Below are 26619 nucleotides of genomic sequence, written 5' to 3' on the forward strand. Positions count from 1 at the left end.
ACGCAAATAACACGACCATGCCGACTCCCGCCGCCGACGCACTCGAAGCCGCACGCGCAACAGGTACCGCCGCCTTTTCGAAGTTCATGTCGGTATTGCAGTTGATCGCCGACGCGAAGGATGCGCCGACCGTGCCGCAACTGGCGACCTTGAGCGGCTTTCCGCGTCCAACGGTGTATCGCATTGTCGGCGCGCTGATTGCCGAAGGGCTGGTGGTCGAAAGTCTGCGCGGCGGCACGTTCGAACTCGGGCCGCGTCTGCTGACGCTTGCGAGCCGTAGCTGGGAGCGTTCGGACGTGCGCGTCGCGGCGGCGGATGCGTTGCAGACGTTGCGCGACGCAACGCAGGAAACGGTGCACCTTGCTGTGCGCAGCGGCAGCGAGATGGTCTACATCGAAAAGCTGGAAAGTCCGCACGCGGTGCGGATGGCGTCGCGCATCGGCACGCGCGTGACCTTGTATTCGAGTTCGGTCGGCAAGGCGTATCTCGCGGCGCTCGATCACGCGGCGCGCGACGCGTTGCTCGACGGCGTCACACTCACGCGCTTCACGCCGAACACGATTACCGAACCCGACGCACTGCGCGCCGAACTCGACGAAACACGTGTGCGCGGCTATGCGGAAGACCGCGAAGAAAACGAAGCGCAGATCTTCTGCTACGGCTGCGCGATTCGCGGCGCAGACGGATTGCCGATTGCGTGCATCAGCGTGAGCATTCCGCTATTCAGGCGAACCGACACGCCGCTCGAAACGTACGTCGAACCGTTGCGGGCCGCGTGCGCAGCCATTGCGGAACGACTCGGACCTGCGCCGCGCTCGGCGAATTAAGCCACCAGCAACGCATCAAAACCCACCCACGCCGCGCGTTTTCAACGCAAGCGGCCCGTGTGTCAGATGCTCCTTGAGAAACTCCACGCACACGCGAATCTTCGCGGACGACGACGCACGCGCCGACGTCACGGCCCATACATCGGCGGGCTGGTAATGCTGCGGCAGGACGCGCACGAGCGTGCCTGATTCGAGGTTCGCCGCGACGTCCCAGATCGACGCCATGATCACGCCGTAACCTTCGAGCGCCCACTGACGCACGATGTCGCTGTGATTCGATGCGACCGGCCCCGTCACCTTCACCGATTGCTCGCCGTCCGGTCCCGTTAGCCGCCACACGCCAAAGCGCTGTTCGCGATCGCGAAACAGCAGGCAATCGTGCTGCGCGAGTTCGGCAAGCGTGCGCGGCGTCCCCGCGCGTTCCAGATAAGCCGGCGACGCGCATAGAATCCGCACGCTATCGACAATCTTGTGCGCGATCAGATGCGGCTCCTGAACCTCGCCGACGCGTATGTCGATATCGAAGTTTTCTCCGATCAGATCGACGCGCCGGTCGAGCAGTTCGAGCCAGATTTCCAGTGACGTATAGCGCTTTCGCAGCAGCGAAAGAATTGGCGACACGTGGTCGTGGCCGAGGCGCAGGCTCGCGCTGATGCGCAGCAGGCCGCGCGGATCGCTCTTCAGTTCGGCGAAGGCGTCGGACATGCCTTGCACGTCGTCGAGAATCTTCTGTGCCCATTGGAAAGCCGCTTCGCCATCGCTCGTAACGCTTACGCGGCGCGTGGTGCGCAGAAACAGCTTCACGCCAAGACTCTTTTCGAGCAAGGCGATGCGCTTGCTCACATGCGAAGGCGAGATCCCCATTTCCGCCGATGCCGTGATAAAGCTTGCCCGGCGGGCAACCGTGCAGAACAGCTGCAGATCGCGCAAGAAGCCGTCATTATTGGCTAAAAGCGCATGATGATTTTCCATTTGGCTGCATTGTGTTGGTGATTGGCACGAGTAATCTAGTCCCAATTCACGAATGCGTCCAATCCCTGGGCGATAAAACAGCACGAGATCATGAGACAACTCCAGCTTGCCGTCGCCGGCGCAGGGCTTATCGGCCGGCGTCACATTGAACTGATCCAGCAGAATCCGCGTTGCCGTCTGGCCGCAATCGTCGATCCGGGTCCCGCCGCGGACGCGTTCGCGCAGCGTGCCGGTGTGCCGCTCTTTCGCACGCTTGGCGAACTGTTCGCCGCGAACCGTCCAGATGGTGTGGTGCTCGCCACGCCCAACCAGTTGCATGTCGAACAGGCGCTCGCCTGCATCGACGCGCGCGTTCCTGCGCTGATCGAAAAGCCCGTTGCTCATACGCTCGAAGCAGGCGAACGCCTGTGCGCAGCCGCCGACGCGGCAGGTGTGCCGCTGCTGGTCGGTCATCACCGCGCGCATAGCCCGATTCTCGCGAAGGCGCGCGAGATCATCGGGCAAGGAAAGATCGGCAAGATCGTCGGCGTGATGGGCAGCGCCGTGTTCTTCAAACCCGACGAATACTTCGCCGCCGCGCCGTGGCGGCGCGAGGCGGGCGGCGGCCCGATCCTGCTCAACATGATTCATGAGATCGGCAATCTGCGTTCGCTGTGCGGCGAGATCGTCGCGGTGCAGGCGTTTGCGTCAAATGCGGCGCGCGGATTTGCCGTCGAGGATACCGTTGCCATCAATCTGCGCTTCGAGAATGGCGCGCTCGGGACGTTTCTGCTGTCGGACACGGCGGCGTCGCCGCGCAGCTGGGAGCAGACGTCGCAGGAGAACAAGGACTACGCGTCCTACGACGACGAAGACTGCTATGTGATAACGGGCGACATGGGTTCGCTTGCCGTGCCGACGATGCGCCTGAAGACCTACGCCCGGAAAGAAGACCGCTCCTGGTGGAAACCCTTCGAGCGATCGGTCGCGCAGGTCGAGCGCTCGGATCCGCTCGAACATCAGCTCGATCACTTCTGCGACGTGATCGCAGGTAACGCGCAGCCGCTCGTCACGGTGCGCGACGGGCTGCAGAATCTGCGCATCACGGAAGCTATCGCCGAATCGGCGCGCACGGGTACGATCATCGACACGCGCATCGGCGCGACGGTGTGACAAACGCAAACTGAAGGAGACAACAGATGAAGAAAGTACTGATGCTTCACGGGATCAATCACAACATGTTCGGCAAGCGCGATCCCGTGCAGTACGGCACGGTGACGCTCGCCGAGATCGATGGCGAATTGCAGGCGCTGGGGCGCGAGCTGAACGTCGAGGTCGAAAGCTATCAGACCAATCATGAAGGCGACATGTGCGAGCGTATCCATCAGGCGTTCGTCGATGGAACGGATGCCGTGCTGATCAATGCGGGTGCGTGGACGCACTACAGCTACGGCATTCGCGATGCGCTCGCGATCCTGACGGTGCCGGTCGTCGAGATTCATATGTCGAACATCCACGCGCGCGAGCCGTTCCGCCACGTATCGGTGTTTGCGGAGATCGTGAAGGGCCAGATTTGCGGTTTTGGCGTGAGCAGTTATCTGCTCGGTCTGCGAGCCGCAGTTGCCGCTATTTCCTAGGGTTTTCTTCAGACGTGGAGGGAAGCGCAGGTACGGGGTTTGCTCCTGTTGATGAACGTCGCCGGGCTCGCAGCCGGGACCATAACTCAAGCAACGGAGGTCAGACATGCTTTACTACGCTTTGGTTTTCTTCGTCATCGCGCTAATCGCTGCAGTGTTCGGCTTCGGCGGGATTGCAGCCGGAGCGGCCAGCATCGCGAAGATCCTGTTCTTCCTGTTCCTCGTCATCTTCATCGTGACGTTGCTGATGGGCGTCGTGCGACGCTGAGTTCCCCATATGACGGCAAGGCGCAGCGCGCGCCTTGCCAGTCGTGCCTTTCCCGATTCACACGATTCTGTTGGCGCGGATGCAACGTTCGCGCTATCTGTCTTCGCGCCTCGCGAAGATAAAACTGTTTTCCCATTTAGACATTAATGCGGCGCATCAACCCGCAATGCGCCTGTGCATGGGCCAATCGGTTCGATTGCGCGAATCAGCCCTTAAATAAGCCCTTTTCTACCGTTTTGGAAATGACGTAAGCCTGGGCATAATGCGATACATACACAGCGGTTGAAAGAGGGACGTATAAGCGTGTCTTTTTTACCGACGTCGTTGCATTAAAGAACTGGTCCCTTCCTCGCTCGCGGCTGCGGCCTGCACCCCAATCCAGTCTCGTGACGCGCATTGATGCGCGGCGCTGCGTTTTTGTTTTGTCCGCGCGAATGCGTGTCGGCCACGATGTGGCCCGTTTTAGGAATCAACTGATGAAACCGGCAAAGAATACGTTCTGGTCCCGATACGGTCGCTATGTATTGCTTGGCGTGACCGCGACGGCCTTCGCGGCGCTCGTGACCTTCCTGCATCTGCGTCACGACCAGCAACGTAACGTGCAGGGTTCGCCGGTACTGACGGGCGTTGCCAGCGAAATGCGCAAGGACACGTCGGCATGGACGCATCAGGAGCGCGATGCATCGGAGATGCTGCGCGATATCCGCGATCACAACGTCACGGCAGTAGGCGTGAGTCCGAATGCGATTCTCGTATCGACGGAAGATGGCGCAAAATACTACGTCACGGATCACAACGGCGCATTCTCGAATGCACTGCTGCTCGGCGAAATGAAATCGGACGCACGTTCGCCGTATCAACTGGTGTATTTGCCCGATGCCAACATTCATACGGGCTCCGCGCGCTGGATGGATGCATTCGATAAAGCGCGCGACGCGATCAGCGTACTGCTGCCGCTGCTGCTGGTCGGCGGGCTCGTGTGGTTCATGCGCCGCGAAATGACGAGCGGCGCGCGTCTGCTCGAAAAGACGCCTGCGCTTTCGTTCGAAGACGTGATTGGTGCAGGTGAAGCGAAGGCCGCGCTGTCCGACATTCAGGCGTATCTGACCAATCCGAAACAGTTCACGGGCCTGGGCGTGCGCGCGCCGTGCGGCATCCTGATGACGGGCGGCCCCGGCGTCGGCAAGACGCGTCTTGCACAGGCGCTGGCGGGCGAGTGCGGCGCAAACTTCATTTCGATCACGGGCAGCTATTTCAGCGCGAAGTACTACGGCGTCGGCATCCAGAAGGTCAAGCATCTGTTCGAACTCGCGCGCAAGAATGCGCCGACCGTGATTTTCATCGACGAAGCCGACGGTCTCTCGAAGCGCACCGATACGGGCGGCGGTCCCGTCGAAGCCGAGAGCAACCGCATCATCAACCAGTTGCTCGCGGAGATGGATGGTTTCGAATCGAACGAAGGCGTGATCATCGTCGCTGCGACCAATCACCCGGACAATCTCGACGAAGCGTTGCGCCGTCCTGGCCGCTTCGATCGCACGGTGCAGGTGCGCTTGCCCGATCTGGAAGACCGCGCGGACATCATTCGCTTCTATGCCGAACGTCTGACGTCGAAGGGCGACGACATCGATTTCAATCAGCTCGCGCGCCTGACCACGGGTTTGTCACCCGCGACGCTCGCAATGGTCGTCAATCAGGCAGGGTTGGTTGCTCGCAAGGCGGGCGATGATACGGTTGCTGCGAAGCACTTTGTCGAAGCGATCAAGATTGCGCGCATCGGCGATGTGAACGGCGCGGAACGCGCGCTCACGGAAGACGAACGCACGCGTATTGCCGTGCACGAAGCAGGGCATGGACTCGTGGCCGCGTTGCTCGGCACGGGCATTCTCGAAGAAGTGACGATTCTGCCGCGCGGCGGCGCATTGGGTGTCGCGCTGATCACGAAGACGCAAGACAAGCACCTGTATCGCGAAACCGAAATGCGCAATGAGATCCAGGTGCTGCTGGGCGGCCGCAATGCCGAACTGCTGATGTTCTCGGAAGCGTCGAGCGGCGCTGCGCAAGACTTGCAGGAAGCATCGCGCATCAGTCTGGACATGGTGTCGAAGTTCGGCTTCAACGCGGACGGCAATCTGTTCAGCCTTGCAGCGCTTCCTGCGCAATATGCCGGCTTGCAGATGAAGGGTGCCATCGAACATGCGAACATCCTGCTCAAGGATCTGAACGACGCGTGCTATGGGCTGTTGCACGACAACGCGCCCGTGCTGCGTGCGATCGCGGACGAGTTGCTCGAATCGGAGACGGTGCCGGGCGAAACGGTCTACAGATTGATCGAGCAGCACAAGGCGGCCCGCGACGGGTTGCATCTGGCGGAGGAGCCGGCAGCCGCATAACGCGCCTGTTTCTCCCCGTCACGCGACACAAATAAAAAAGCAGGAACTTCCACAAAACACAATTTGTCCACGGACCTCGCGGCCTTTTCAGGCTGACTCACCAAGCGAGGAGGACAACCGATGGATAAAGGACGCGTTGCCGCGCTCGACGCAGGTCGGGCGCTCGCGATCGTCGGGGTAGTTGCCGTACACCTGTCGTTTCAGTTTCCCAATCTCCCGCATGCCGTCACGCTCGTGGCGCGCATGGGCCAATACGGCGTGCAACTGTTCTTCGTGATCAGCGCAATCACGATCTTCATGACGCTCGAAATCGATCACGAGCGTTGCGCGGATGCGCGGCACGTCACCTTGCGTTTCTATATCAAACGCTTCTTTCGCATCGCGCCGCTGTATTACGCGGCTATCGCCGTTTATGGCCTGATCAGCTATGGCGCCACGCGTTCCGGTTACGAGCGTGCGTGGATTCTGGGCGCGCATGGTCCCGTCGATGTGCTGCTCAATGTGCTGTTCCTGCATGCGCTGTCGCAGACAGCGATCAACAATGTCGTGCCGGGAGGATGGTCGATCGGCGTCGAGATGTTGTTCTATCTGATCGCGCCGCTACTGTTCTTTGCCGCAATGAATCGCGTGCGGCTCGTGCTCGCGACCATCGTGCTGCTCGCGCTTTCCATCGCGACGTTATCGTTCGGCGACTGTCACGGGACGCTCGACTGCCAGGTTCACAACAACTCATTCAGCTATTTCTGGCCGCCTGTGCAAGGGCCGTGTTTTATCGTCGGGATGTGGGCGTGGTACGGATTTCGTTCGCATTTGCTGGGCACGTCGAGCATATCGCTACGCACAACGTGGCTGTATTTCGTGCTCGCCGTCGTCTTCGCGCTCACGACGGCAGCGCTCGGTGTGTGGCTCGCAAAGTCGCATGCACTGGCGCCCGTGTTCGCCGCATGCGCCGCCACCGCGTTTCTGTTGTTCGTTTGCGCGCGAAGCGATGCCGTGCGTCGCTCGATGCAATCGCGCGTTGCGCTAGTCATTCGACACTGCGCGTCGGCATTGGGACGTGAGAGCTATGGCATCTATCTGTGGCATTTCATCTGCGTATACGCGACGTTTCATTTCTTCGCCGGGCTCTTCAGGCAGAGCGATCGCGACACGTCGCTCGCGCTGTATGTCACGACTGTGCTGGTTGCGCTGACGGCGTCATATGGGTTGTCGCGACTCTCCGACCGGCTGATCCAGGGGCGCGCGACGCGTCTGTCGCGCAAGCTGCTGTCGCACATCGACGGCCGCTTTGATGCATTGCGGTAGGCCGGCAATACGTCTTTAGTCCAATATCGCGGCCACTGTCGCGCGCGTACCATTTGAAGCAGAACAATGAGAGCCGGGCGATATCGACAGGAGGCCCTATGAACGCTGCGACGCTAGCTGAAGAGGACGGGCATGAAACGCGCGAACCCGTGCTCGATACCGTCGACCGCGTATCGGAACTGTGTTTCGGGCTGTTCATGGCGTTGACCTTCGTCGGCGCCGTATCGGCCGTCACGGCAGGCGAAGATGCGGGCCGCAAGATGTTGTTCTCCGCGTTGGGCTGCAATCTCGCATGGGGACTCGCGGATGCCGTGATGTACCTCGTGCGCACGCTGACGAATCGCGGGCGGCGTCTGTCGCTCGCATTGACCGTAAAGCACGAGCAGGATCCAGCTGTTGCTGTGCGTGCATTGCGCGACGCGTTGCCGAAAGCCTTCAAGAGTTTCGTCGACGACGCAGAGCTCGAGAGGATTCGCGCGCGGGTTGCTGCGGCGCCAGCTTTGCCTGGTCGCGCGCATTTCGTCCGCGACGATTTCGTCGGTGCGCTAGGCATTTTTCTGATCGTGGTGATCTCGACGTTTCCGGTCGCGCTGCCGTTTGTCGTGTTCAAGGATGTATCGACGGCACTCGTCGTGTCGCGCGTACTGACGCTCTTGATGTTGTTCAGCGCCGGTCTTGCGCTTGGACGCTTCTCTGGCTCAGGTGGCATGCGAGCGGGGCTGGCAATGACGACCGTGGGCGTCGTGCTGACGATGGCGATCATCGCGTTGGGCGGCTGACCAGTTGCGTTGCGTTGAAAGCCGCCTGATAGCACTCGCATGCCTATCGTCAGCGACAGGTGGTCAACCTGCGATGCAACGCGCATTCCCGGTTCCATCGCATATCAACGCTGACGCCCGTCAAATCAGCGTTTAACGGTCGTTATGTTTTTTGCGCATAACCCTCATGCGCAATTGGCATTGGACGACGCAAAGCCATTTCGCGACCATCCCGCACTCGCTCGACGGCAACAGAACCATCGACGACACCTCTCGCGGCGTAGATTGCGGCAGCCGTCGCGCTTCGCCATCGAATAACAAGGAAGGCTGGAATCCATTCATGCCCGCGGTCGAACGGCATGACGATTCCGCGCCCCTGAGATATGAGGAAGACAATTGAATAGCGGAATTCAACGGCATATCGGCCCATTCGCGCTGATGCTGACGGGCCTCGGCTCGATCATCGGGTCAGGCTGGCTGTTTGGCGCCTGGAAGGCGGCCAAGATCGCGGGTCCTGCGGCGCTGTGCGCGTGGGTGATCGGCGCAGTGGTGATTCTTGCGATCGCGCTGACCTATGCCGAACTCGGCGCGATGTTCCCGGAGTCGGGCGGCATGGTGCGCTACGCACGCTACTCGCACGGCGCGCTGGTGGGCTTCATCAGCGCGTGGGCGAACTGGATTGCGATCGTATCGGTGATTCCGATCGAGGCCGAAGCGTCGATCCAGTACATGAGCACATGGCCGTATGAATGGGCGCATAACCTGTTCATCAACAGCGAGTTGACCACACCCGGCTTGCTGCTCTCCGCGGTGCTCGTGGTGATCTACTTCCTGTTGAACTACTGGGGCGTGAAGGTGTTCGCGCGCGCCAACACGGCCATCACGATCTTCAAGTTCATCATCCCCGGCCTGACGATTCTCGGCCTGATGATGAGCGGCTTCCACAAGGAAAACCTCGGTGACAGCTTTGGCGGGACGGGCGTGTTCGCGCCGTACGGCTGGTCGGCGGTGCTGACGGCGGTGGCGACGAGCGGCATCGTGTTTGCGTTCAACGGTTTCCAGAGTCCGATCAACCTCGCGGGTGAAGCGCGCAATCCGGCGAAGAGCGTGCCGTTTGCGGTGATCGGCTCGATCCTGCTGGCGCTGGTGATCTACGTGCTGCTGCAGATCGCGTACATCGGCGCAGTGAACCCGGCCGATGTGGTCAAGGGCTGGAACCAGTTCAACTTCAAGTCACCGTTCGCGGAACTGGCGATCGCGCTGAACCTGAACTGGCTGGCGATCCTGCTGTACGTCGATGCGTTCGTGAGCCCGAGCGGCACGGGCACGACTTATATGGCGACCACGACGCGCATGATCTACGCGATGGAGCGCAACAACACGATGCCGAAGATGTTCGGCAGCGTGCATCCGCTGTACGGCGTGCCGCGTCCGGCGATGTGGTTCAACCTGTTCGTGTCGTTCATCTTCCTGTTCTTCTTCCGTGGCTGGAGTTCGCTGGCGGCGGTGATTTCGGTGGCGACGGTGATCTCGTATCTGACGGGCCCGATCAGCCTGATGGCGCTGCGTCGCGCGGCGACCGATATCGAGCGTCCGCTGCGCATTGGCGGCATGAGCGTGATCGCGCCGTTCGCGTTCGTGTGCGCGTCGCTGATCCTGTACTGGGCGAAATGGCCGCTGACGGGCGAGATCATCCTGCTGATGATCGTGGCGCTGCCGGTGTTCTTCTACTTCCAGGCGAAGTCGGGTTTCGCGGGATTCAACCAGGATCTGAAGGCGGCGTGGTGGCTGGTTGCGTATCTGCCTGTCATGGCGATTCTGTCGCTGATCGGCAGCAAGCAGTTCGGCGGCCTTGGCGTGTTGCCGTATGGCTGGGACATGGTGGTCGTGATCGTGTTCTCGCTGATCTTCTATTACTGGGGCGTGCATACGGGCTATCGCAGCGAGTACCTCGACGAACGCGAGACTCTGGATGGCGACAAGCCGTCGCAATACGCAACGAGCGGCCTCGAAGGCGAGGAGTGGATGTCCGCTCGCTGACGGCCCCGAAGCGTCACCGCATGCGACGCTGAAATATTTCCAGTGCAGAATATCGCCTGTCGCTCGATCAGGCGCTATCGCCAAAGCGGATCACACCTGTCGTGATCCGCTTTGCGTTTGTTGGGCCGTTCGAGGCGTCTAATACGCGATCAAACTATCAACCCGTCAACGCTTTAATGCATCGATGGACTATTCCCGCATCCTCGAACAGATTTACGCCGACCTGCAACCGTGGCTCGACAAGGGGCGCGTGGCCGACTACATCCCCGAACTCGCCAAGGTGCCGCGCAGCAGCTTCGGCATGGCTGTCGTGACCAACTCGGGTGAGGTGTTCAGCGTCGGTGAGGCCAGCACGCGCTTTTCGATTCAGAGCATTTCGAAGCTGTTTGCGTGCACGATGGCGTTCAGGCTGCTCGGCGACGAACTGTGGCAGCGCGTGGGCCGCGAGCCATCGGGCACGGCGTTCAATTCGCTGGTGCAACTCGAAACCGAGAAGGGCAAGCCGCGCAATCCGTTCATCAACGCGGGCGCGCTCGTCGTCACCGATGTGTTGTGTCGTCGTTTCGTCAAGGCCGAAACGGCGCTCGTCGAATTCATGCGTCGCGTGACAGGCGAGCCATCGATCGACTACGACATGTGCGTCGCGCAATCCGAATTGCAGCATGGGCATCGCAATCGCGCGATGGCGCACTTCATGGCGAGCTTCGGCAACATGGAGATGCCAGCCGAAGTGGTTGTCGATGCGTATTGCCGGCAATGCGCGATTTCAATGAGTTGCGTCGAACTCGCGAAGGCGGCGCTTTATTTGAGCAACGGCGGCGTTGTGCCGTCGACTGGCGAGCGCATTCTCGATTCAAGTTCGGCAAAGCGACTGTCCGCGTTGATGCTGACTTGCGGCACGTACGATGCAGCTGGCGACTTCGTCTATCGCGTCGGCTTGCCCGCGAAGAGTGGCGTGGGCGGTGGAATCGTCGCGCTGTTGCCGGGTGAAATGGCTGTGTGCGTGTGGTCGCCGGGGCTGGACAGCAACGGTAATTCGCTGGCGGGTGTGCTCGCTTTGGAACTGCTTACGACGTACACAGGCCGCTCGATTTTCTGATGCGCCGTCACGTCAGTGGTGTGCTCAAACCTCGACGGCGACTGCTTCGGATCCAAGTTCCACCCGATTACGACCATTGCGTTTCGCACGATACAAAGCGCCGTCCGCCTGCTTCAACAATCGTTCGATTGTTGCTTCAGGGACGTCGAAATGAGCGATCCCGATACTGCAGGTGTACGAAGGCAAAGCTGAACCGCCTCTCGACGCGATGCGTGCCTGCAGTTCGCGAGCGAGACCCAACGGTTCATCGACGGTATCGCAGGGGAGGATCACCGCAAACTCCTCTCCACCCCAGCGGGCAAAGTGAGCTTCCTGCGGCAGCGCGAGCGCAACCCGTTGGGCAAAGTCGATCAGGATGGCGTCACCCATCAGGTGACCGTGCAGGTCATTGATGCTTTTGAAATGGTCGAGGTCGATCAACAGGAGCGAGAGGCAGGTTCCTCTGCGGCGAGGCGTTCGTCGCGCGATCGTATGGGCATCCAGAAGCGCGCGGCGATTGAGCAGGCCAGTGAGCGGATCGATGGAAGACAGTTGCTCGAGGTATATCCGAAGTCTGTTGACTGCGGTAAGCATGAATCCCACCGTGATGGTGAGCGACATGAAGGCGCCACTGCTCAGATAGACCAGTTGCACCAGATCATGCGCGTACAAACCTTCACGCGCAGAGCCGGGTTCCAGCGATGTCACGATCCTCGTCAGGGTGATGAGCGTCTCAACGGCGAACATGAATCCAACGACCCTCGCGCCGCCGTCTTTTCGACCGAATCGCAGCAATTCATAGGCTACAAGGGCAAATAGCAGTGCAAGAATGACATTCGTGCACATCGAACGCCCGTAAGGATTGGCGTCGATATAGGTCATCCAGCCGAGGCCGAGCGCATCGAGCAGAACCATTGCCGAAACGAAGCGGACGAATGGTGGGCGGCCGAGGTAGCGCTGGCTGCCGATCAGCCAGAGCCCGATGCTGCCAACCATGCACATATTGCCGCCGATAACGGAGAGCCAATCCGGGATTGCATCGCGCATCGCCATCAGAAACGCGGCGGCCGAAAAAACAAGTGAACCCTGCGCCCATTGCGCGACGCCGTGGATGTTCCGCGGAAAGGATCTTCCAATGGCAAACATCACGAGCGCCATCAGTCCGGGCATGACAGATGCCACCAACAGGACGGTACGCAGGTCAAACGTGGGCATGATCTGATCGTCGGTGCGCGAAGTAGCGGATTCTATAGTTGTTGTTACGGCTCTGGACGCTGAGCGGATGGTGGACGTCGATAGGTTCACTGTCGGCTGTCAGTGATTATCGGCACTCGACTTTAAAACTTGAGGGCCCGGAGAAATCTGAAACCCGGGCGGACCGTTACCTATTGCTTTCCTGATCTGTTCGCTGTCTGATTTTCTGCTAACTCATCTCGTTGGAGAGCGCATGGATCATTTACTTCCCGACGCGCCGCAACGTTTCGTCATCAGCCATTGCGCCGAGGGCGACTTCAAGACTGGCGGCCTGCGCAACTACTCGGCTTACCGGGATCTGGGCGTTGCAGCGGCAAGCAATGGCCTTGTTCAGGCGCACGTCATCCGCATGGTTGCGCCGTTCCGACCGGAATTGAGCGTGCGGCATCATCACAACGTGCAGTTTCAGCTGGTTTATTGCCTGAAGGGCTGGTTCGAGACCGACTTTGAAGGCGTAGGGCCGCAGCGTCTGGTGGCTGGGTCGTGCTGGGTACAGCCGCCTGGTATTCGCCATACCGTCGAAGGTTGGTCGGATGATTGCGAACTGCTCGAAATTCTGCTTCCGGCAGAGCACGAAACGGTCAACGATCCCTGAACGGCGAGCGGTGTTGGTGGCGGATCGTCGACCGACGACCAGGATAGTTGGCAATATCCCCCTCACGTATCGACTTATTGGTTACGGTGACCTGGCGTGTTCGGCTATGCCCTGGTCTTGTCATCAAACGAAGGTCTCGCCAGGCGTAAGCCTGACCTTGGCGTATTAGCGAACGCGATCACGGTATGCGTCGAGGTGATTCAACCCATGATCGAGCAGCCTGCGCGCTCAACTCGCGCCGCGCGTCGCCGTTAACCCGGACAACATCCCACATCGATTCGACGCGTCATGTCGCCCGTTTCGCGACCTGCGGACTGGAATCGTCAGGGGTTCGGACTGCAAGTTTGCCAGGGCTGGCAACGCCGCACTATGCACGCCCGTATTGCACGGCGCGCGATCGAGCACACATCTCTCATGGTTTTCAAAGGACTCTGTAACGCGTTAGTCGCAGTCATGCTGACGGTGGCCGCTGCGCCGGCTTGCGAAGCCCAATACTCGACGGCCTGGCTGGCCAATACACATGGCACGGCGACGACCCGCGTCGGCAATGTGGCCCGCTCGATGTGGGTGGCACCGGAAGGGGTGATCTATACCGCGTCGATGTGGGACGAGGACGAGGGTGGCATCGCGATTTATCAGAATGGACGGAACATCGGTTCGATCGGCGGGCATGGCGAGTTCCAGGGCGGCGCGATCACGGGCAATTCGACTTCGCTGTTCGCTGCGCTGCAGTTCAATACCACGTATGGAAGCGGCAAGGTGGGTCGATACGACCGGGTAAGCCGCGCGCGCGACCTGATGATCACGGTAAGCGATACGACCACCGAACGCCTCGCCGATGTCGTAACGGGACTCGCGACGTCCGGCTCGCTGCTCTACGCGAGCGACTTCCCGGGAAACCGCGTGCGCGTGTTTTCAACCTCCGGTGTCTGGTTGCGCGATATCGGCATAGCAGGGCCGGGCGCACTCGCGGTGGACGCGGGCGGCAACATCTGGGTCGCGCAACAGGGCACGGGGACTGTGAGCCAGTTCAGCCCGACGGGCGAACGCGGAAAGACCATTCAACTGGCGGCGAAAGCCCAACCGTCCTCGTTGTATTTCGATTCGGTCACCGGGCAGTTGTGGATCGGCGACCAGGGGCCGGACATGAACATCAAGACCTATGACATCTCCGGTGCGCCGTATCTCGCCGGTACGTTCGGTGTTCAAGGCGGATACCTCAACACGGTCACCGGGATCAAGGGGCAGGTGGGCGACCGGCGGTTCACGCGCGTGACCGGCATCGGCAGGGACTCTGGGCGTAATCTTTATGTGCTGAACAACCCGTGGGGCGGGGCGTGGGATCTCGGCCGCAACGGCGGCACCGACATTCACGCCTACGATGGCACGGGCATTCTGCGCTGGGCGCTCCAGTCGGTGAACTTCGAAGGCAACGCCGCGCCAGACCCGGCCACCGACGGGGCGATCTTCTACGGCGGCATGAACATTTATGCGGGCACTCCGGGCGGCGCCTACGTTGCCAACACGATCGATCCGTACACCTATCCCTCCGACCCGCGTATCAATCTCGCCGACCACGAACGCGGCGAACATTTCGCGCATGTGGTCAGCGTGGGTGGACACCGGATTCTCGTCGCAGCGAGCCAGAATCCCGACACCTTCTACTTTTTCCATTTCAACCGGGCGAGCGGGTACATTGCCATTCCCGACAGCACGTTGCCCGGACCGTCGTTCGGCACGGCGGCAAAAGTCCGCAACGGCTTTTGCCTCGATAGCAAGGGCGATATCTGGGTGGGCTTCGACAAGACGAACCAGATTTCGCATTTTCCGCTGACCGGTTTCGATGCAAACGGCAAACCTTCGTGGGGCGCCCCGATCACGATGCCGATTCCGGCGTCGATCTCGCAACTGACGCGCATCATGTACCTGCCCGAGAGCGACACCATGGTCCTCACAGGGATCACGGGCAGCACGGACTGGACCGCGGTCGGATCGCGTGTCGAGGTGTATCACGGCTGGCTGGCCGGCAACAGAACCGCGCCGAATCCGGTGATCAACCTCACGAGTGTCAATCCGAAATCGGTTGTGGCCGCCGGAAACTATCTTTTCGTGGGCTACGTCCATACCGTGCCGAATATCGATGCATTCAACCTCACGACAGGCAAGCTCGATATCACGCTCGTCAATAGCAACCCGAACGCAGTCGATGTGGGCAACGACGTGGACTCGATGTATGGACTTCGTGCGTACCGGCGTTCGAACGGCGAATATGAAGTGACGAAGGACAACTACAACAAATCGAGCATCGTGCTGTATCGCTGGACACCGCCTGCGTCGGGCGGGACGGGCGTAAGTGCGGCGAAGGCGGTTCTGGTGTCGCCATTCAGTGTGAATTGACGATCAACACCGCCGCACCCGACACCCGTCCGCTGCGCAGATCGTCGAGCGCGCGGTTGGCTTCCGCGAGCGGATAGCGTGTCACTTCGATATCGAGTTGCATCTCGCCTGCAATCTTCATGAACGCGGCGCCGTCGGCGCGCGTCAGGTTCGCGACCGACACGACGCGCCGCTCGCCCCACAGGAACGCATACGGAAACGCGGGAATGTCGCTCATGTGGATGCCGCCGCATACGACTGCGCCACCCTTGACGACTGCCTGCAACGCGGCTGGCACGAGCGCGCCGACGGGTGCGAAGATCAGTGCGGCATCGAGCGGTTCGGGTGGCGCTTCATCGCTGCCGCCCGCCCAGCGTGCGCCGAGCCGGCACGCGAGTTGTTGCGCGGTGGCGTCGCCGGGACGGGTGAACGCGTAGACGTCGCGGCCCTGATGGCGCGCGACCTGTGCGACGATATGCGCGGCCGCGCCAAAGCCATAGATGCCCACACGCTGCGCGTCGCCCGCCATGCTGAGCGTGCGATAGCCGATAAGACCGGCGCACAGCAGCGGCGCGGCTTGAGCGTCGTCGTAGCGTTCCGGCAGCGCGAGGCAGTAGCGATGATCGGCGATGACCTGTTCGGCGTAGCCGCCATCGATCGTGTAGCCGGTGAAGCCTGGCGCATCGCAAAGGTTTTCGCGGCCGCCTGCGCAGTATGGGCAGACGCCGCACGTGTGGCCGAGCCACGGCACGCCCACGCGCTCGCCGATATCGAAAGCCGTCACGTTTGCGCCGCGCGCCGCGACCCGGCCGACAATTTCGTGCCCCGGAATTACAGGCCGCTTCGGATCGCCCAGTTCGCCATCGACGACGTGCAGATCGGTGCGGCATACGCCACACGCGGCTACATCGATCAGCAGTTCATCGGGCCCGGGCGAGCGCTGCGGCTGCTCGCGTTCGGCGAGCAGCGGATTCGTTCCGTCGAAAACCATCGCGCGCATGTTCGATCCTCCTCGCGAGGAAGTGACAACGGCTGCGTCGAGGCGTGCAGCGAGGCGTTAATCGTGCGACGTCGAGGCCTTGTCGTCCGTCAGCCGCGCTTCGCGTTGCTGCGATTCGTGAGCCGGGGCAGCAACCGATGGCAACCACGGCTGCCAGGCGCGCATCCACATCGACCACATCGAGAAGATCGACATCGGCGACGCCAGCGAGAAAAGAGCGGGCTGCAGGAGCAGGCGCGCGGCAGCGTCGATGGACGGCACAGCGGTGATATGAATCGCGATGCTTTCGGCGTTGCGCTCGGGTAGTTGGCATCGCGTGATCTCTATATCGACGGTGGGCAGGTGGGCGGTGAGTTTCGTCTCCATGCTCGACCTCGCATTGGCGGTTCAGGCGGCGCGGGCGGGCATGGGCAGAAACGCCCACGCTCGCACGGTGCCGGAGAATCCGATTATGCAACACGGCTTGCCTGCTGTCCCACCGGGAGGCGGAACGGGCGAGACGCTGTTGTATCAGCCTCGCCCGTGTGCAATGCGCCCGTCAGCGGCGGAACCCGTGAAACCCGCCACCGCCCGCGCGCGCGCCGCTCCAGCCGCCGCCCGCGCCGAATCCACCCGATCGCTGGCTGAAACGCTGTTCGCCGACACTGCGCGCGTCGCGCTGCTGATCCAGATCGCTGCCGACTCGCTCGGACGGCTGAACGGATTGCCAGCCGTCCGACGTGTGCTGTTGCCACGTGCCGCCATCCGAGCGGCGATAAACGTTGCCGTCGTGTCCCGCGTAGACGTCGCCATTGTTCCAGGCGAGCGCATTGCCGCGCGACTGATTGGTCACGATGCCCTTGCTGCCGGCCTGGTACTGCCCCGTCTGCGCATTCCCGGCGACACCGAATTCCGCGGCGCCCGCGCGGCCCGTCCTGGCGTTGTAGCCGGCGACCTGTCGCCCAGCCGCATAGTTGCCGTTGTATTCATTACCGGCTATGCCGCCTCGACCCGCGCCTTCGCGTCCCGTCACGGGGTTGGCGAACGAGCCTTGCCGGCCGGCTGCGTAGTTGCCCGAGTATGGATTGAACGCGCCGCCGCGTCCGCCCTGGAAGTGCGCGCCTGTCGCCGGGTTGTAGCCCGCGCCCGCCGTGCCGCGCCATTGCGTTCCTGTCCACGCATTCCAGCCGCTCGTGTGTGTGACTGTGCCTTGTGCCCAGCGGCCGTAGAAGTTCGCCTGGTTGATGTTCACGTTGCTCCAGCCGCCGGCCCAGTATCCGCCACCCCAGTACGGCCCCCACCACGGCGACGCGCATCCCCAGACTGCGCCCGCCGCAAAACCGAACGCAAAGCCTTCGGCTGCGCCTAGCGCGAAGCTCGCGCCATACCCGTACGTTTGCGGATAGCCATAGTAGACCGCGCCGACATAGGGCGGATACACATAGCCGGTGCCGTAGACAACCGTCCCGTCCGTGTCGACGATAACCCCGAGGTAGCCTGGCGTATAGCCGACGACCACGGTATCCGCCGTCACCGAATAGACGCGTACATAAGTGACGTAGTGAAGTGGCGCGCTGGCGGGGATCGTGTAGATCACACCGGGGACGTCGGTCGCGACACTCCAGTTCCCTGTCGGCGATGCCGAGACGAACCATACGCCGTTCGCCACCGCGTAGAAGTGCGACGGATCGATTTCAATGACCGGCGTGGACGTGTTGATCGCGTACCGTAGCGATGTACCGGTAATCGGCTCAAAGCGCGGCGCGCCGTCGTAGGCGATTTTCAGCGAAGCGTTCCGACGAGATACCGAGGCTGTCTGAGGAATGGACGCCGCAATCTCGGCCTCTCTCGCTTGCGGCGTGTCGGGTACCGACACGAGCACATTGGCTTTCGGATCGCGCGGCGAAATCTTTGAGAAATCCGGCGGAAGCTGACTCCCGGGAACGTACGTCCACGGGCCGCCCGTTGTCGCACTCTGAAACCAGCGCCCCGAGACGAGTACGTAGTACACGTTCGTCGTCGGATTCACGAACACGGCGTGATCGGTATTGGCGATGGTCAGCAGTCCCGTGCCTTCGACGGGTGTCAGTTGCGCAGGGCCGTTCGTCACGATCAGTTCGGACGGACGGGTTGAAACCAGCAGAGCGGGCGCTTGCGCGGCGGCCTTGCCGTTGGCAGGGAGCATCGGGTCAGCTGTGTGAAGCGCGGCCGATTGCTTCGCGGCATCGTTCAGCGCGTGCGACGGTGCTGCGATCCCATGCCAGGGACCGTCCGTAGCGGGCGCTTCGAACCAGTAGCCGGCGGCCTGTACGTATAGCGTGCCGCCGGCGTCGCGGATCACCATGGCGCGGGTATTGAGCGCACGCTGGAAGCCCGTTTGTCCGATGGCCTGCCATACAGCGGCGCCGTCGATCAGCACGAGCACGGTAGGTTGCGTGGCGAATACGATATCCGGCGGATCGGTTTTCACGGCTACCCGCATCGTGTTCGCCAGACCTTGCGAGGCCGCATAACTGGTCTGCAGTTCGTCGAGCGATACGTCGATGCCGGCCGCGGGCAGCCGCGCGATCAGCGAACGGCGCACGCTCTCGGCGAGACTTGGGTTGGCCGGCACGTCGACGCTGTCGATCAGGATCATGGTCAGGCGCACCACACCGGATGCCTTGTCAATCGCGGCGGTTGCCGAGAAATGCGCGACGCCGAAGGTCGGCGAACCGTTGGGTGCACCAACGGAAACCGCCGCGCGCCCGGCAATGTGATTGCCGTCCCATTTCTCGATTTGCGGCTGGTACATCTCGACGTGCTCGCCATTCGTTTCGAAATTGCGCGGCCAGTCAGCCTGCGTCGTCGGCGATGGCGCGTTTGCATACGATTGGGGAAGTCCCCACGCAAGCGCGGTCACGGTCAACATAGACACGACGATCGGAACCAGTCTCAGCTTCGCGCCGCTGCCGCTTTGAAATTTTGTGTTCATCTTCGAGATGCCTGATCGGGAAAGCAGGAGTGCCCAACGAAAAAGCCGCCCCCGAAGGGGCGGTTAAAACTGGCGGAGACCAGAGAAGATTCGTGAAACGCGATCAGCCGATCAGAACCGGTGACGAATACCTGCCGAAACGACGTATTGGCTCTTGCTCGTGGAGGGTGCCGCGGTGCCGTTGATCTGCGTGAGGTTCGTGCCCACCTGATTGTCCGCGCCGATCTGCATCACGCTTTCGGCGTAGAAGTCGGTGCGCTTCGACAGCGCGTAGTCTGCCAGGACGCCAAACTGGTTCCAGTGTGCTGCGCGATTGCCCGTCGGCGACGTGCCCGGCGTGTTACGCAGGCCTTGCGTATAGGTGTACGCCGCGCCGAGGCTCAGCGCCGCCGTCATGCTGTAGCGGGCATTGACTTCGTAGTTGTTGTACCGCACCGAAGCGTCGGCGATGTTGTCCTGATAGCGGGTCTGCGTGTACACCGCACCGACGGTTGCCGGTCCGATCGCATAGCTTGCGCCGATGCCCCACGTACGCTGGTTCTGGATGCCCGGAAGATTTGTCGAGGCGAACGTCGGGAGGTTCTGCACTGCACCAGCCGTGTTGCCGGAATTCAGCCCCTGAACCTGCAGATAGGCAGCCGCGAATTGAAGGCCGGCGTACTGGTAGCCGGCGCCGACGCTATAAGCGCGGTTGTTCGAGAAGCCGTTCGCCTGGTTCGAGAACCCGTACAGCGCGCTGAGCGAGAAGCCCGCGTAGTTCGCGCTCTGGTACTTGACCGAGTTGCTAATGCTGAAGGTGTTGTCGAGATTGTCGTTGTCGCCGCGGTGCGCGAAGTACGTGCCGCCCCAGGAACCGGCGGCGGAGATCGGGCCGAGGTAATCGACGACCGAGTCGTATTGCCGGCCGAAGCTCAGCGTGCCGAAATCGCTGCTGGACAGACCAACGTATGCCTGGCGGTTAAAGAAGCTGCTATTGGCCAGTTTGCCATTGGTGATGTCGAACCCGCTTTCGAGGTTGAAGACCGTCTTCAGGCCGCCACCGAGATCCTCCGAGCCGCGCAGACCCCAGCGGCTTTGCTGGAGATTGCCGCCCGTCATGCCGAACATCGACTTGCCGTCCGTCAGACCGTTTGGCGAGACGGGCGAACTGCGAGAGGCTTCATTGCTGACCCAGCTCAGGCCCGCATCGATGATGCCGTAGAGCGTGACGCTGCTCTGCGCGTGCGCTGCACTCGCGAAGGCCGCCGAAGCAGCCGCGAAAATCAAGGTGGTTTTTTTCATGTGTGTGTTCCGTACTGAGCCTGCCAATTCGAATGAATGCACTGTCTGCCATATGCGAGGTAGCCGCGATGCGTGGCCTGGCAGTTTCGGGGCATACGTCGCTCACGGCATGGCGAACTATAGATGCCGGATCGAAATTGATTCGCGGAAATTAGTTGAAAATATTTTTTTAGCAATTCGAATTAAAATAAATAAATATCGGTAAATTGATGTATTGAAAAATAAAACCTGTCTCGATAATGGCGGTCCGCAAGGTAATTTTTAGAATTGGATGTTGTTGTGCCGCTACAAGGCGCTGGCATATGGGTGATAATCGTATTGCTGAAATATAAAACGGCGTCCTAATTATTATGAGATTTATAGGCGTTTTTAAGCGTAAATAGTCTGTTTTATTACCATCGATCATGCTGAATCAGTTGCAGGCAATGCGTATATTTTTGAGAGTCGCTGAGAACAACTCCTTTAGTCGAGCTGCATCGAGTCTCAATCTGTCCAATGCCGTCGTCACGCGCTACGTCGCACTCCTGGAGGCACATCTCGATGCACGCCTCGTCAACCGCACCACGCGCAGCGTTTCGTTGACGGAAGCGGGCCGTGTCTACGCAAGAGGTTGCCAGCAACTGATGGAGTTGCTGGATTCGATGGAATCGGCCGTGACGGAAGGAGCAGGCGAACCGACGGGCACGCTCAAGGTCGCGGCGTCCGCGTCGTTTTCGCTGGCGGCACTTGCGCCTTTGCTGCACCGCTACCGGATGCGTCATCCGAAGGTGAAGCTGGACATCACGCTGCTGCACGACACCGTCGATCTCGTCGAAGAGGGTTTCGACGTCGGTATCGTCGCGTCGTGGCAGGTAAACGGCAGCACGCTGGTCAAGCGTCCCTTGCTGTCGGTGCGGCCGGTCATGGTCGCGTCACCCGGTTACACCGACCGGTACGGCGCGCCGACCTCGCTCGAGCAGCTCGCAACGCACAGTTTTCTCGCGCCGTCGCGGGACATGCATGGCGCCGACTGGTCGTTTGCGAGCACGGACGGGCGCGAGGAAACGCTGAATCTCGATTCCGTGTGCAAGGTCAATAGCATGATCATGCTCAGGCAACTCGTGCTTGCCGATATGGGCGTCGCGATCCTGCCCGAAGACTATGTGGCGGGCGACATTGCAAACGGCGCGCTGTTGCCTGTGCTGGCGCAGTATCGGGTGACCAACGGCCACAAGGAACTGTCGCTCGTGTATCCCGGGCGGCGGCACGTTGCGGCGAAGGTGCGGACCTTCGTGGATTTCACGGTCGAGTACTTTCGCCGCGGCTTTGCGCCGGTCGCGCCACGGGCCAACGTCATGTCCGGCTGAGCGCTGCGTGCCGAAATATCGGATGCGGGACTTGCCAGCCGCTTTTTGCTTCGGTAATGTCGCACTGTTCCACAACGCAGCACGGGAGAGATCGTCCATCGCGACGACGCCGACGGAGCAACCGCCCCGGAAACTCTCAGGCAAAAGGACCGTGCAGCAGGAACATCTGGAGAGCGGCGCCACGTGCGCCCACCGAAGGGGAGCCTCCGCCGTTCGCGGCGCGCAGGCGAAACTCTCAGGTACATGGACAGATGGGGCATCGGCGCCGGCAGCAGCAACTGCATGAAGCGCGGCCGGCGATGCTCAACGAACTCTGGACCATGTCATGTCACGAATCGCCATCATCGGCGCCGGGATTACCGGCGTCACGACCGCTTACGCCCTTGCGCAACGCGGCTATCGCGTCACCGTCTTCGAACGTCACCGCTATGCGGCGATGGAAACGTCGTTTGCCAACGGCGGGCAGCTGTCGGCGAGCAACGCGGAAGTCTGGAACAGCCGCGCGACCATCATCAAGGGGCTGCGCTGGATGTTCACGCGCGACGCGCCGCTGCTGATGAACCCGCGTCCCAACTGGCACAAGTACAGCTGGATCGGCGAGTTCATGCGGCAGATTCCGCACTACCGCGCGAACACGATCGAAACCGTGCGCCTCGCGATCGCCGCGCGCGAGCATCTGTTCGGCATTGCGCAGCGCGAGGGCATCGACTTCGATTGCGAGCGCCGCGGCATCCTGCATTTCTACGCGACGCGCAAGGAGTACGAGTCCGCGCTGAAGGTCAACGCGCTGCTGCGCGAAGGCGGACTTGACCGGCGCTCCGTCACGCCGGAAGAAATCCGTTCGATCGAACCCACGCTGCAAGGCGAGTTCCATGGCGGCTTTTTCACGCCGTCGGATTCGACGGGCGACATCCACAAGTTCACGCGCGGTCTCGCCGACGCGTGCGTGCGGCACGGCGTCGAGTTTCGCTACGAGACCGCAGTGGAGTCGATTCACGAGGAAAGCACCGGGCGGCTGGTGGTGGCGAGCGAGACGCAAGGGCAACGCGATACGGCCGCGTTCGACAGCCTTGTGATCTGCGCGGGCGTCGGCAGCCGCGCGTTCGCGTCGATGGTCGGCGATCACGTGAACGTGTATCCCGTGAAGGGCTACTCGATCACCGTTTGTCTCGACGACGCGAAGAGCCAGGCGCATGCGCCCTGGGTGAGCCTGCTCGACGACAGCGCGAAAATCGTCACCAGCCGGCTCGGCGCGGACCGCTTTCGCGTGGCGGGGACGGCGGAGATAAACGGTTTTAATCGCGATATCCGCTCGGACCGCATCGAGCCGCTTGTGCGGTGGACCCGTGAACATTTCCCGGGCGTATCGACTGCGCGCGTCATTCCGTGGGCGGGCTTGCGTCCGATGTTGCCCAGCATGCTGCCGAAGGTCGGACGCGGCAAGCGCCGCGGGGTGTTCTACAACACGGGCCACGGCCACCTCGGCTGGACGCTGTCGGCGGCGACGGCGGAGGGTGTTGCGCAGGCGGTGTCGGCGGCGAGTCGATAGGCGCGTACAAGAACACGCCGGAAACGCGCTCAAACGGGCGGCCTGGACGTTCGAAGTCGAACCGTAATGCAACGGACGTGCTCGTTTGCGAACATGCATTGCTGCGAGCGTCTGACCGCCCATTCCATCGACATGACACTGACACAAACGGACGACGCGTTGTGCATGACGGCATGCACGCGATAGCGGTGTAGCAACGCGCGTTCATCGGACTATCAGCGTACCGGCAGCAGCGCCATTCACGCACGCCAGGATTTGTACTCGCTGCAATTTTCGCGCTGGCTCTCTATAAATAAATCAGGACGAACGGGTCAACCGTTCGCGTCCCTGATTGTCCATTGCGGGCAAACATGCAACTCACACTCACGCTGGCTTCGACCCAACGCAACAAGTACAAAGGGTCGTTCGCATTCCACCGCGCACGTGGTGGGAGCGACATGCGCTATGCATCGCGCCGGTTGTCGGGCTCCGATTGGTTTTCGGATTATTCGGTGTGCTACGTCACAGTCGCCAGCCGCCGCGCGCGAAATAATTTCCTCACAGTGCCAGGCATAACGAACGCCATGGAGGTGCGCTGTGTTTTACTCGACCCGCCCGACCCTATACCGCACCTGGTTTTACACTGCCGTGACAACGGCATGTCTCACCGGTCCTCTCTGCGTCGACGCGCAAGCGATCGCACCGCATGCTGTCGCGGCTTCCGCACCATCGCCTGCATCGGCGCCAGTGAAAGAGAAGCGTGTGGCATCCGCGACTGCGAGCGCGAACGCGCCGATCGATTTCCCGACGATAGTCGAGCGCTACGGACCTGCGGTGGTGAACATTCGCGCGATCCTGCCGGAGAAGCCGCTCGCGCCGGCTGCGGCACCCGCGGCCCCGGCGCCCGCGTCGGGCGCGTCGGGTGCATCGGGCGCGAGTTCCGAAGCGATCGACGGTGACGATCCGCTCTTCGCGTTTTTCAAGCAGGCCATGCCGCAGTCGCAAGACGGGCAGGGCAGCACGCCGCGCGCGATGTCGGGTGTGGGATCGGGTTTCATCGTCAGCCCGAACGGTTTGATTCTCACCACCGCGCATGTCGTCGACGGTTCGGACGACGTGACCGTTCGCCTGACTGACCGGCGCGAGTTCAAGGCGAGAGTGGTGGCCGTCGACGGACAAAGCGACGTCGCCGTGATCCAGATCGATGCGGCGAAGCTGCCTGTCGTCAAGCTCGGCGATTCGACGCGCGTGCGTGTCGGCGAGCAGGTGCTGACGATCGGTTCGCCGGACAACTATCAGAACACGGTGACGGCTGGCATCGTCAGCGCGACGTCGCGCACGCTTGCCGATGGCACGACGTTTCCGTTCTTCCAGACCAACGGCGCGTTGAATCCCGACAACTCGGGCGGCCCTGTGTTCAATCGCGCGGGCGAAGTGGTCGGTATACACGTTCAGGTTTACGCCGACGGCGATCGTTTCCAGAGCCTGACGTTCGCGATTCCGATCAGCATGGCGAACAAGGTGCGCGCGCAGTTGCAGGCACAGCAGCGTTCTCAGGACGGTGATGCGCATGGCGCGTTCGGCATGCAGGTGCAGGACGTCGATCCGGGACTTGCGGGTGCGTTTGGCCTGCCGCGCGCGTCGGGTGCGCTGGTGATTGCCGTCGAGCCGGGCAGTCCAGCCGCCACGAGCAAGCTGAAACCCGGCGATGTGATCGTGCAGGTTGGCGACAAACCGATCGAGCACGGCGCGGATCTGTCCGACCCGGACGTGGCGCCGCAGCCGGGCGCGAAAGTTCCTGTGAAACTGATCCGCAATCGCAAGCAGATGACGGTGGTGGTTGGCGCGACGGGCGCGACGCAATATGCGAGCACGGGCGTGAGCGATGTTGGGCCGCTCGATCATCTCGGCCTCAACATGCATCCGCTGACGGACGAAGAACGGCGCTCGACGGGGCTCGCTCAGGGGTTGATGGTCGATGACGTATCGGGGACCGCGGGTAATGCGGGGATCAAGCCGGGGGATGTGGTGTTGTCGTTGAACGGTACCCTGATCGCGTCACAGGATGAACTGGCCGCGCTCGCGGCGAAGGCGGGGAAGAAGGCGGCGTTGTTGATTCAGCGCGATCATGCGAGGAGTTTTGTTACTGTTGAGTTGAAGTAGTTCTGGTTTTGGTTTTGGTTTTGCTCGCATTCGCGATTTTGTTATTGACTTGTCTTGCGGCGCTCGGTCGGTTTGCTTTTGTTTTCGCTGGCATCCGCGATTTGTCTTGCCTGCTTCACGCGTCGCCCCTGTGCGGGGCGGCACCTACTTTTCTTTGCCGCGGCAAAGAAAAGTAGGCAAAAGAAAGCCGCTGAACACCGCCAATTCTTGACCACCGCCTGAGGGCCCCCAACGGTTCCTCCGCTTCAAACGGCACCTTGATATTCACTGCCCGTTGCCAACGCTCCGAATAGGCGCCTCACCCGCTTCATGCTCCCGCGTCGCCACATGCGCGATCAAATCGCCCACGTTCTATAGCGGCAAACTGTGTGTAGGCTTACGCGGCGTACACACATCACTCCGCACTGAAAAGCACGATCGGTGTCGTAAGTGCGCCAAGGCGTGGAGCACTATGACCTACACACAGTTTGCCACCTGGGCGGCCGTCACCATTCGCTGTCGCTGGCTGTGCTACGGGTGATTGAAGTGGGTGAGGCGCCTGTTCGAGGCGTTGGCAACGCGCGGTGACTGAGAAGTTGCCGTTTGAAGTAGAGGAACCGTTGGGGGCCCTCAGGCAACGGTCAAGAGCGGGCGGTGTTAGCCCGCTTTCTTTGCTTACTTTCTTTGCGGCGGCAAAGAAAGTAAGTGCCGCCCCGCACAGGGGCAACGCCTGAAGCACCAGTAACAAAACGCGGATGCCAGCGACAACAAGACCAAACAAAACCAAACCAAACAAAACCAAACCAAATGCCGCCCCGCCCAAGGGGCAACACAAGCAAACCAATTACGCTAGAGTGATGCGCCACGGCCGACCGCCCGCCCGCGAC

The 26619-nt window shown here is 61.4% G+C and carries 21 protein-coding genes and 1 riboswitch; of the genes, 14 read left to right on the plus strand and 7 right to left on the minus strand.

Annotation, left to right across the window (positions count from 1 at the left end; genetic code table 11):
- The first annotated feature begins 17 nt into the window (after window positions 1–17).
- A complete protein-coding gene (locus G3O01_RS02495; protein WP_205802849.1) occupies window positions 18–827 on the plus strand; it encodes an IclR family transcriptional regulator in 810 nt (269 codons plus the stop codon).
- Window positions 828–842: 15 nt separating this feature from the next.
- Here G3O01_RS02495 and G3O01_RS02500 read toward each other — a convergent pair whose 3' ends face one another.
- A complete protein-coding gene (locus tag G3O01_RS02500; protein ID WP_205802850.1) occupies window positions 843–1799 on the minus strand; it encodes a LysR family transcriptional regulator in 957 nt (318 codons plus the stop codon).
- A 90-nt stretch (window positions 1800–1889) separates the two neighbouring features.
- Here G3O01_RS02500 and G3O01_RS02505 point away from each other — a divergent pair, with 90 nt between their 5' ends.
- From G3O01_RS02505 to G3O01_RS02530, 6 genes are all read left to right on the plus strand, one after another.
- The gene (locus G3O01_RS02505) at window positions 1890–2951 is read left to right on the plus strand and encodes a Gfo/Idh/MocA family oxidoreductase (protein WP_205802851.1); all 1062 of its coding nucleotides are present in this window, start codon (window positions 1890–1892) and stop codon (window positions 2949–2951) included.
- Between the two features lie 26 nt (window positions 2952–2977).
- Window positions 2978–3415 carry a type II 3-dehydroquinate dehydratase gene (gene aroQ / locus G3O01_RS02510; protein ID WP_205802852.1) on the plus strand — a complete coding sequence of 146 codons (438 nt, stop codon included), beginning with the start codon at window positions 2978–2980 and terminating at the stop codon, window positions 3413–3415.
- Between the two features lie 106 nt (window positions 3416–3521).
- Window positions 3522–3683 (plus strand): DUF1328 domain-containing protein, encoded by a 162-nt coding sequence (locus G3O01_RS02515; protein ID WP_180734151.1) that lies wholly within the window; start codon window positions 3522–3524, stop codon window positions 3681–3683.
- A 476-nt stretch (window positions 3684–4159) separates the two neighbouring features.
- Window positions 4160–6076: an AAA family ATPase gene (locus tag G3O01_RS02520; RefSeq protein WP_205802853.1), complete on the plus strand. Its 1917-nt coding sequence runs from the start codon at window positions 4160–4162 to the stop codon at window positions 6074–6076.
- A 120-nt stretch (window positions 6077–6196) separates the two neighbouring features.
- Window positions 6197–7381: an acyltransferase gene (locus tag G3O01_RS02525; RefSeq protein WP_205802854.1), complete on the plus strand. Its 1185-nt coding sequence runs from the start codon at window positions 6197–6199 to the stop codon at window positions 7379–7381.
- Window positions 7382–7479: 98 nt separating this feature from the next.
- The gene (locus G3O01_RS02530) at window positions 7480–8160 is read left to right on the plus strand and encodes a VIT1/CCC1 transporter family protein (RefSeq protein WP_205802855.1); all 681 of its coding nucleotides are present in this window, start codon (window positions 7480–7482) and stop codon (window positions 8158–8160) included.
- A 142-nt stretch (window positions 8161–8302) separates the two neighbouring features.
- Here G3O01_RS02530 and G3O01_RS02535 read toward each other — a convergent pair whose 3' ends face one another.
- Window positions 8303–8500 (minus strand): hypothetical protein, encoded by a 198-nt coding sequence (locus G3O01_RS02535; protein ID WP_205802856.1) that lies wholly within the window; start codon window positions 8498–8500, stop codon window positions 8303–8305.
- Between the two features lie 35 nt (window positions 8501–8535).
- On the opposite strand from G3O01_RS02535, the gene G3O01_RS02540 reads away from it, so the two are divergent.
- Together G3O01_RS02540 and G3O01_RS02545 are read left to right on the plus strand one after the other, a co-directional pair.
- A complete protein-coding gene (locus G3O01_RS02540; RefSeq protein WP_205802857.1) occupies window positions 8536–10179 on the plus strand; it encodes an APC family permease in 1644 nt (547 codons plus the stop codon).
- Between the two features lie 184 nt (window positions 10180–10363).
- The gene (locus G3O01_RS02545; protein WP_205802858.1) at window positions 10364–11278 is read left to right on the plus strand and encodes a glutaminase; all 915 of its coding nucleotides are present in this window, start codon (window positions 10364–10366) and stop codon (window positions 11276–11278) included.
- Between the two features lie 24 nt (window positions 11279–11302).
- Here the strand turns inward: G3O01_RS02545 and G3O01_RS02550 are convergent, their stop codons facing one another.
- Window positions 11303–12472, minus strand: coding sequence for a GGDEF domain-containing protein (locus G3O01_RS02550; RefSeq protein ID WP_205802859.1), 1170 nt, complete (start codon window positions 12470–12472; stop codon window positions 11303–11305).
- A gap of 232 nt (window positions 12473–12704) precedes the next feature.
- On the opposite strand from G3O01_RS02550, the gene G3O01_RS02555 reads away from it, so the two are divergent.
- Both G3O01_RS02555 and G3O01_RS02560 read left to right on the plus strand, forming a co-directional pair.
- Window positions 12705–13106 carry a cupin domain-containing protein gene (locus G3O01_RS02555; protein WP_205802860.1) on the plus strand — a complete coding sequence of 134 codons (402 nt, stop codon included), beginning with the start codon at window positions 12705–12707 and terminating at the stop codon, window positions 13104–13106.
- 414 nt (window positions 13107–13520) lie between these two features.
- A complete protein-coding gene (locus G3O01_RS02560) occupies window positions 13521–15503 on the plus strand; it encodes an SMP-30/gluconolactonase/LRE family protein (protein ID WP_205802861.1) in 1983 nt (660 codons plus the stop codon).
- On the opposite strand, the gene G3O01_RS02565 is transcribed toward G3O01_RS02560, so the two are convergent.
- The 4 genes from G3O01_RS02565 to G3O01_RS02580 form a co-directional block, all read right to left on the minus strand.
- Window positions 15490–16482: a zinc-dependent alcohol dehydrogenase family protein gene (locus G3O01_RS02565; RefSeq protein WP_205802862.1), complete on the minus strand. Its 993-nt coding sequence runs from the start codon at window positions 16480–16482 to the stop codon at window positions 15490–15492. The two genes, G3O01_RS02560 and G3O01_RS02565, sit on opposite strands and share 14 nt — an antisense overlap.
- 57 nt (window positions 16483–16539) lie before the next feature.
- On the minus strand, window positions 16540–16848 hold the full coding sequence (locus G3O01_RS02570) for a hypothetical protein (protein WP_205802863.1): 309 nt from the start codon (window positions 16846–16848) through the stop codon (window positions 16540–16542).
- 172 nt (window positions 16849–17020) lie between these two features.
- Window positions 17021–19435: a carbohydrate-binding family V/XII gene (locus G3O01_RS02575; RefSeq protein WP_205802864.1), complete on the minus strand. Its 2415-nt coding sequence runs from the start codon at window positions 19433–19435 to the stop codon at window positions 17021–17023.
- A 111-nt stretch (window positions 19436–19546) separates the two neighbouring features.
- The gene (locus G3O01_RS02580) at window positions 19547–20716 is read right to left on the minus strand and encodes a porin (RefSeq protein WP_205802865.1); all 1170 of its coding nucleotides are present in this window, start codon (window positions 20714–20716) and stop codon (window positions 19547–19549) included.
- Window positions 20717–21141: 425 nt separating this feature from the next.
- On the opposite strand from G3O01_RS02580, the gene G3O01_RS02585 reads away from it, so the two are divergent.
- The 3 genes from G3O01_RS02585 (at window position 21142) to G3O01_RS02595 (ending at window position 25753) form a co-directional block, all read left to right on the plus strand.
- Window positions 21142–22062 carry a LysR family transcriptional regulator gene (locus G3O01_RS02585; RefSeq protein WP_346779146.1) on the plus strand — a complete coding sequence of 307 codons (921 nt, stop codon included), beginning with the start codon at window positions 21142–21144 and terminating at the stop codon, window positions 22060–22062.
- A gap of 72 nt (window positions 22063–22134) precedes the next feature.
- A riboswitch (glycine riboswitch) is annotated at window positions 22135–22224 on the plus strand.
- A 163-nt stretch (window positions 22225–22387) separates the two neighbouring features.
- Window positions 22388–23611 carry a D-amino acid dehydrogenase gene (locus tag G3O01_RS02590; protein WP_205802867.1) on the plus strand — a complete coding sequence of 408 codons (1224 nt, stop codon included), beginning with the start codon at window positions 22388–22390 and terminating at the stop codon, window positions 23609–23611.
- 726 nt (window positions 23612–24337) lie between these two features.
- Entirely contained in the window at window positions 24338–25753 is a 1416-nt protein-coding gene (locus G3O01_RS02595; RefSeq protein WP_346779140.1) for a trypsin-like peptidase domain-containing protein, read from the plus strand.
- The last annotated feature ends 866 nt before the right edge of the window (window positions 25754–26619 follow it).

This window comes from Burkholderia sp. Ac-20365 (genome assembly GCF_017104715.1).
Classification (GTDB): domain Bacteria; phylum Pseudomonadota; class Gammaproteobacteria; order Burkholderiales; family Burkholderiaceae; genus Paraburkholderia.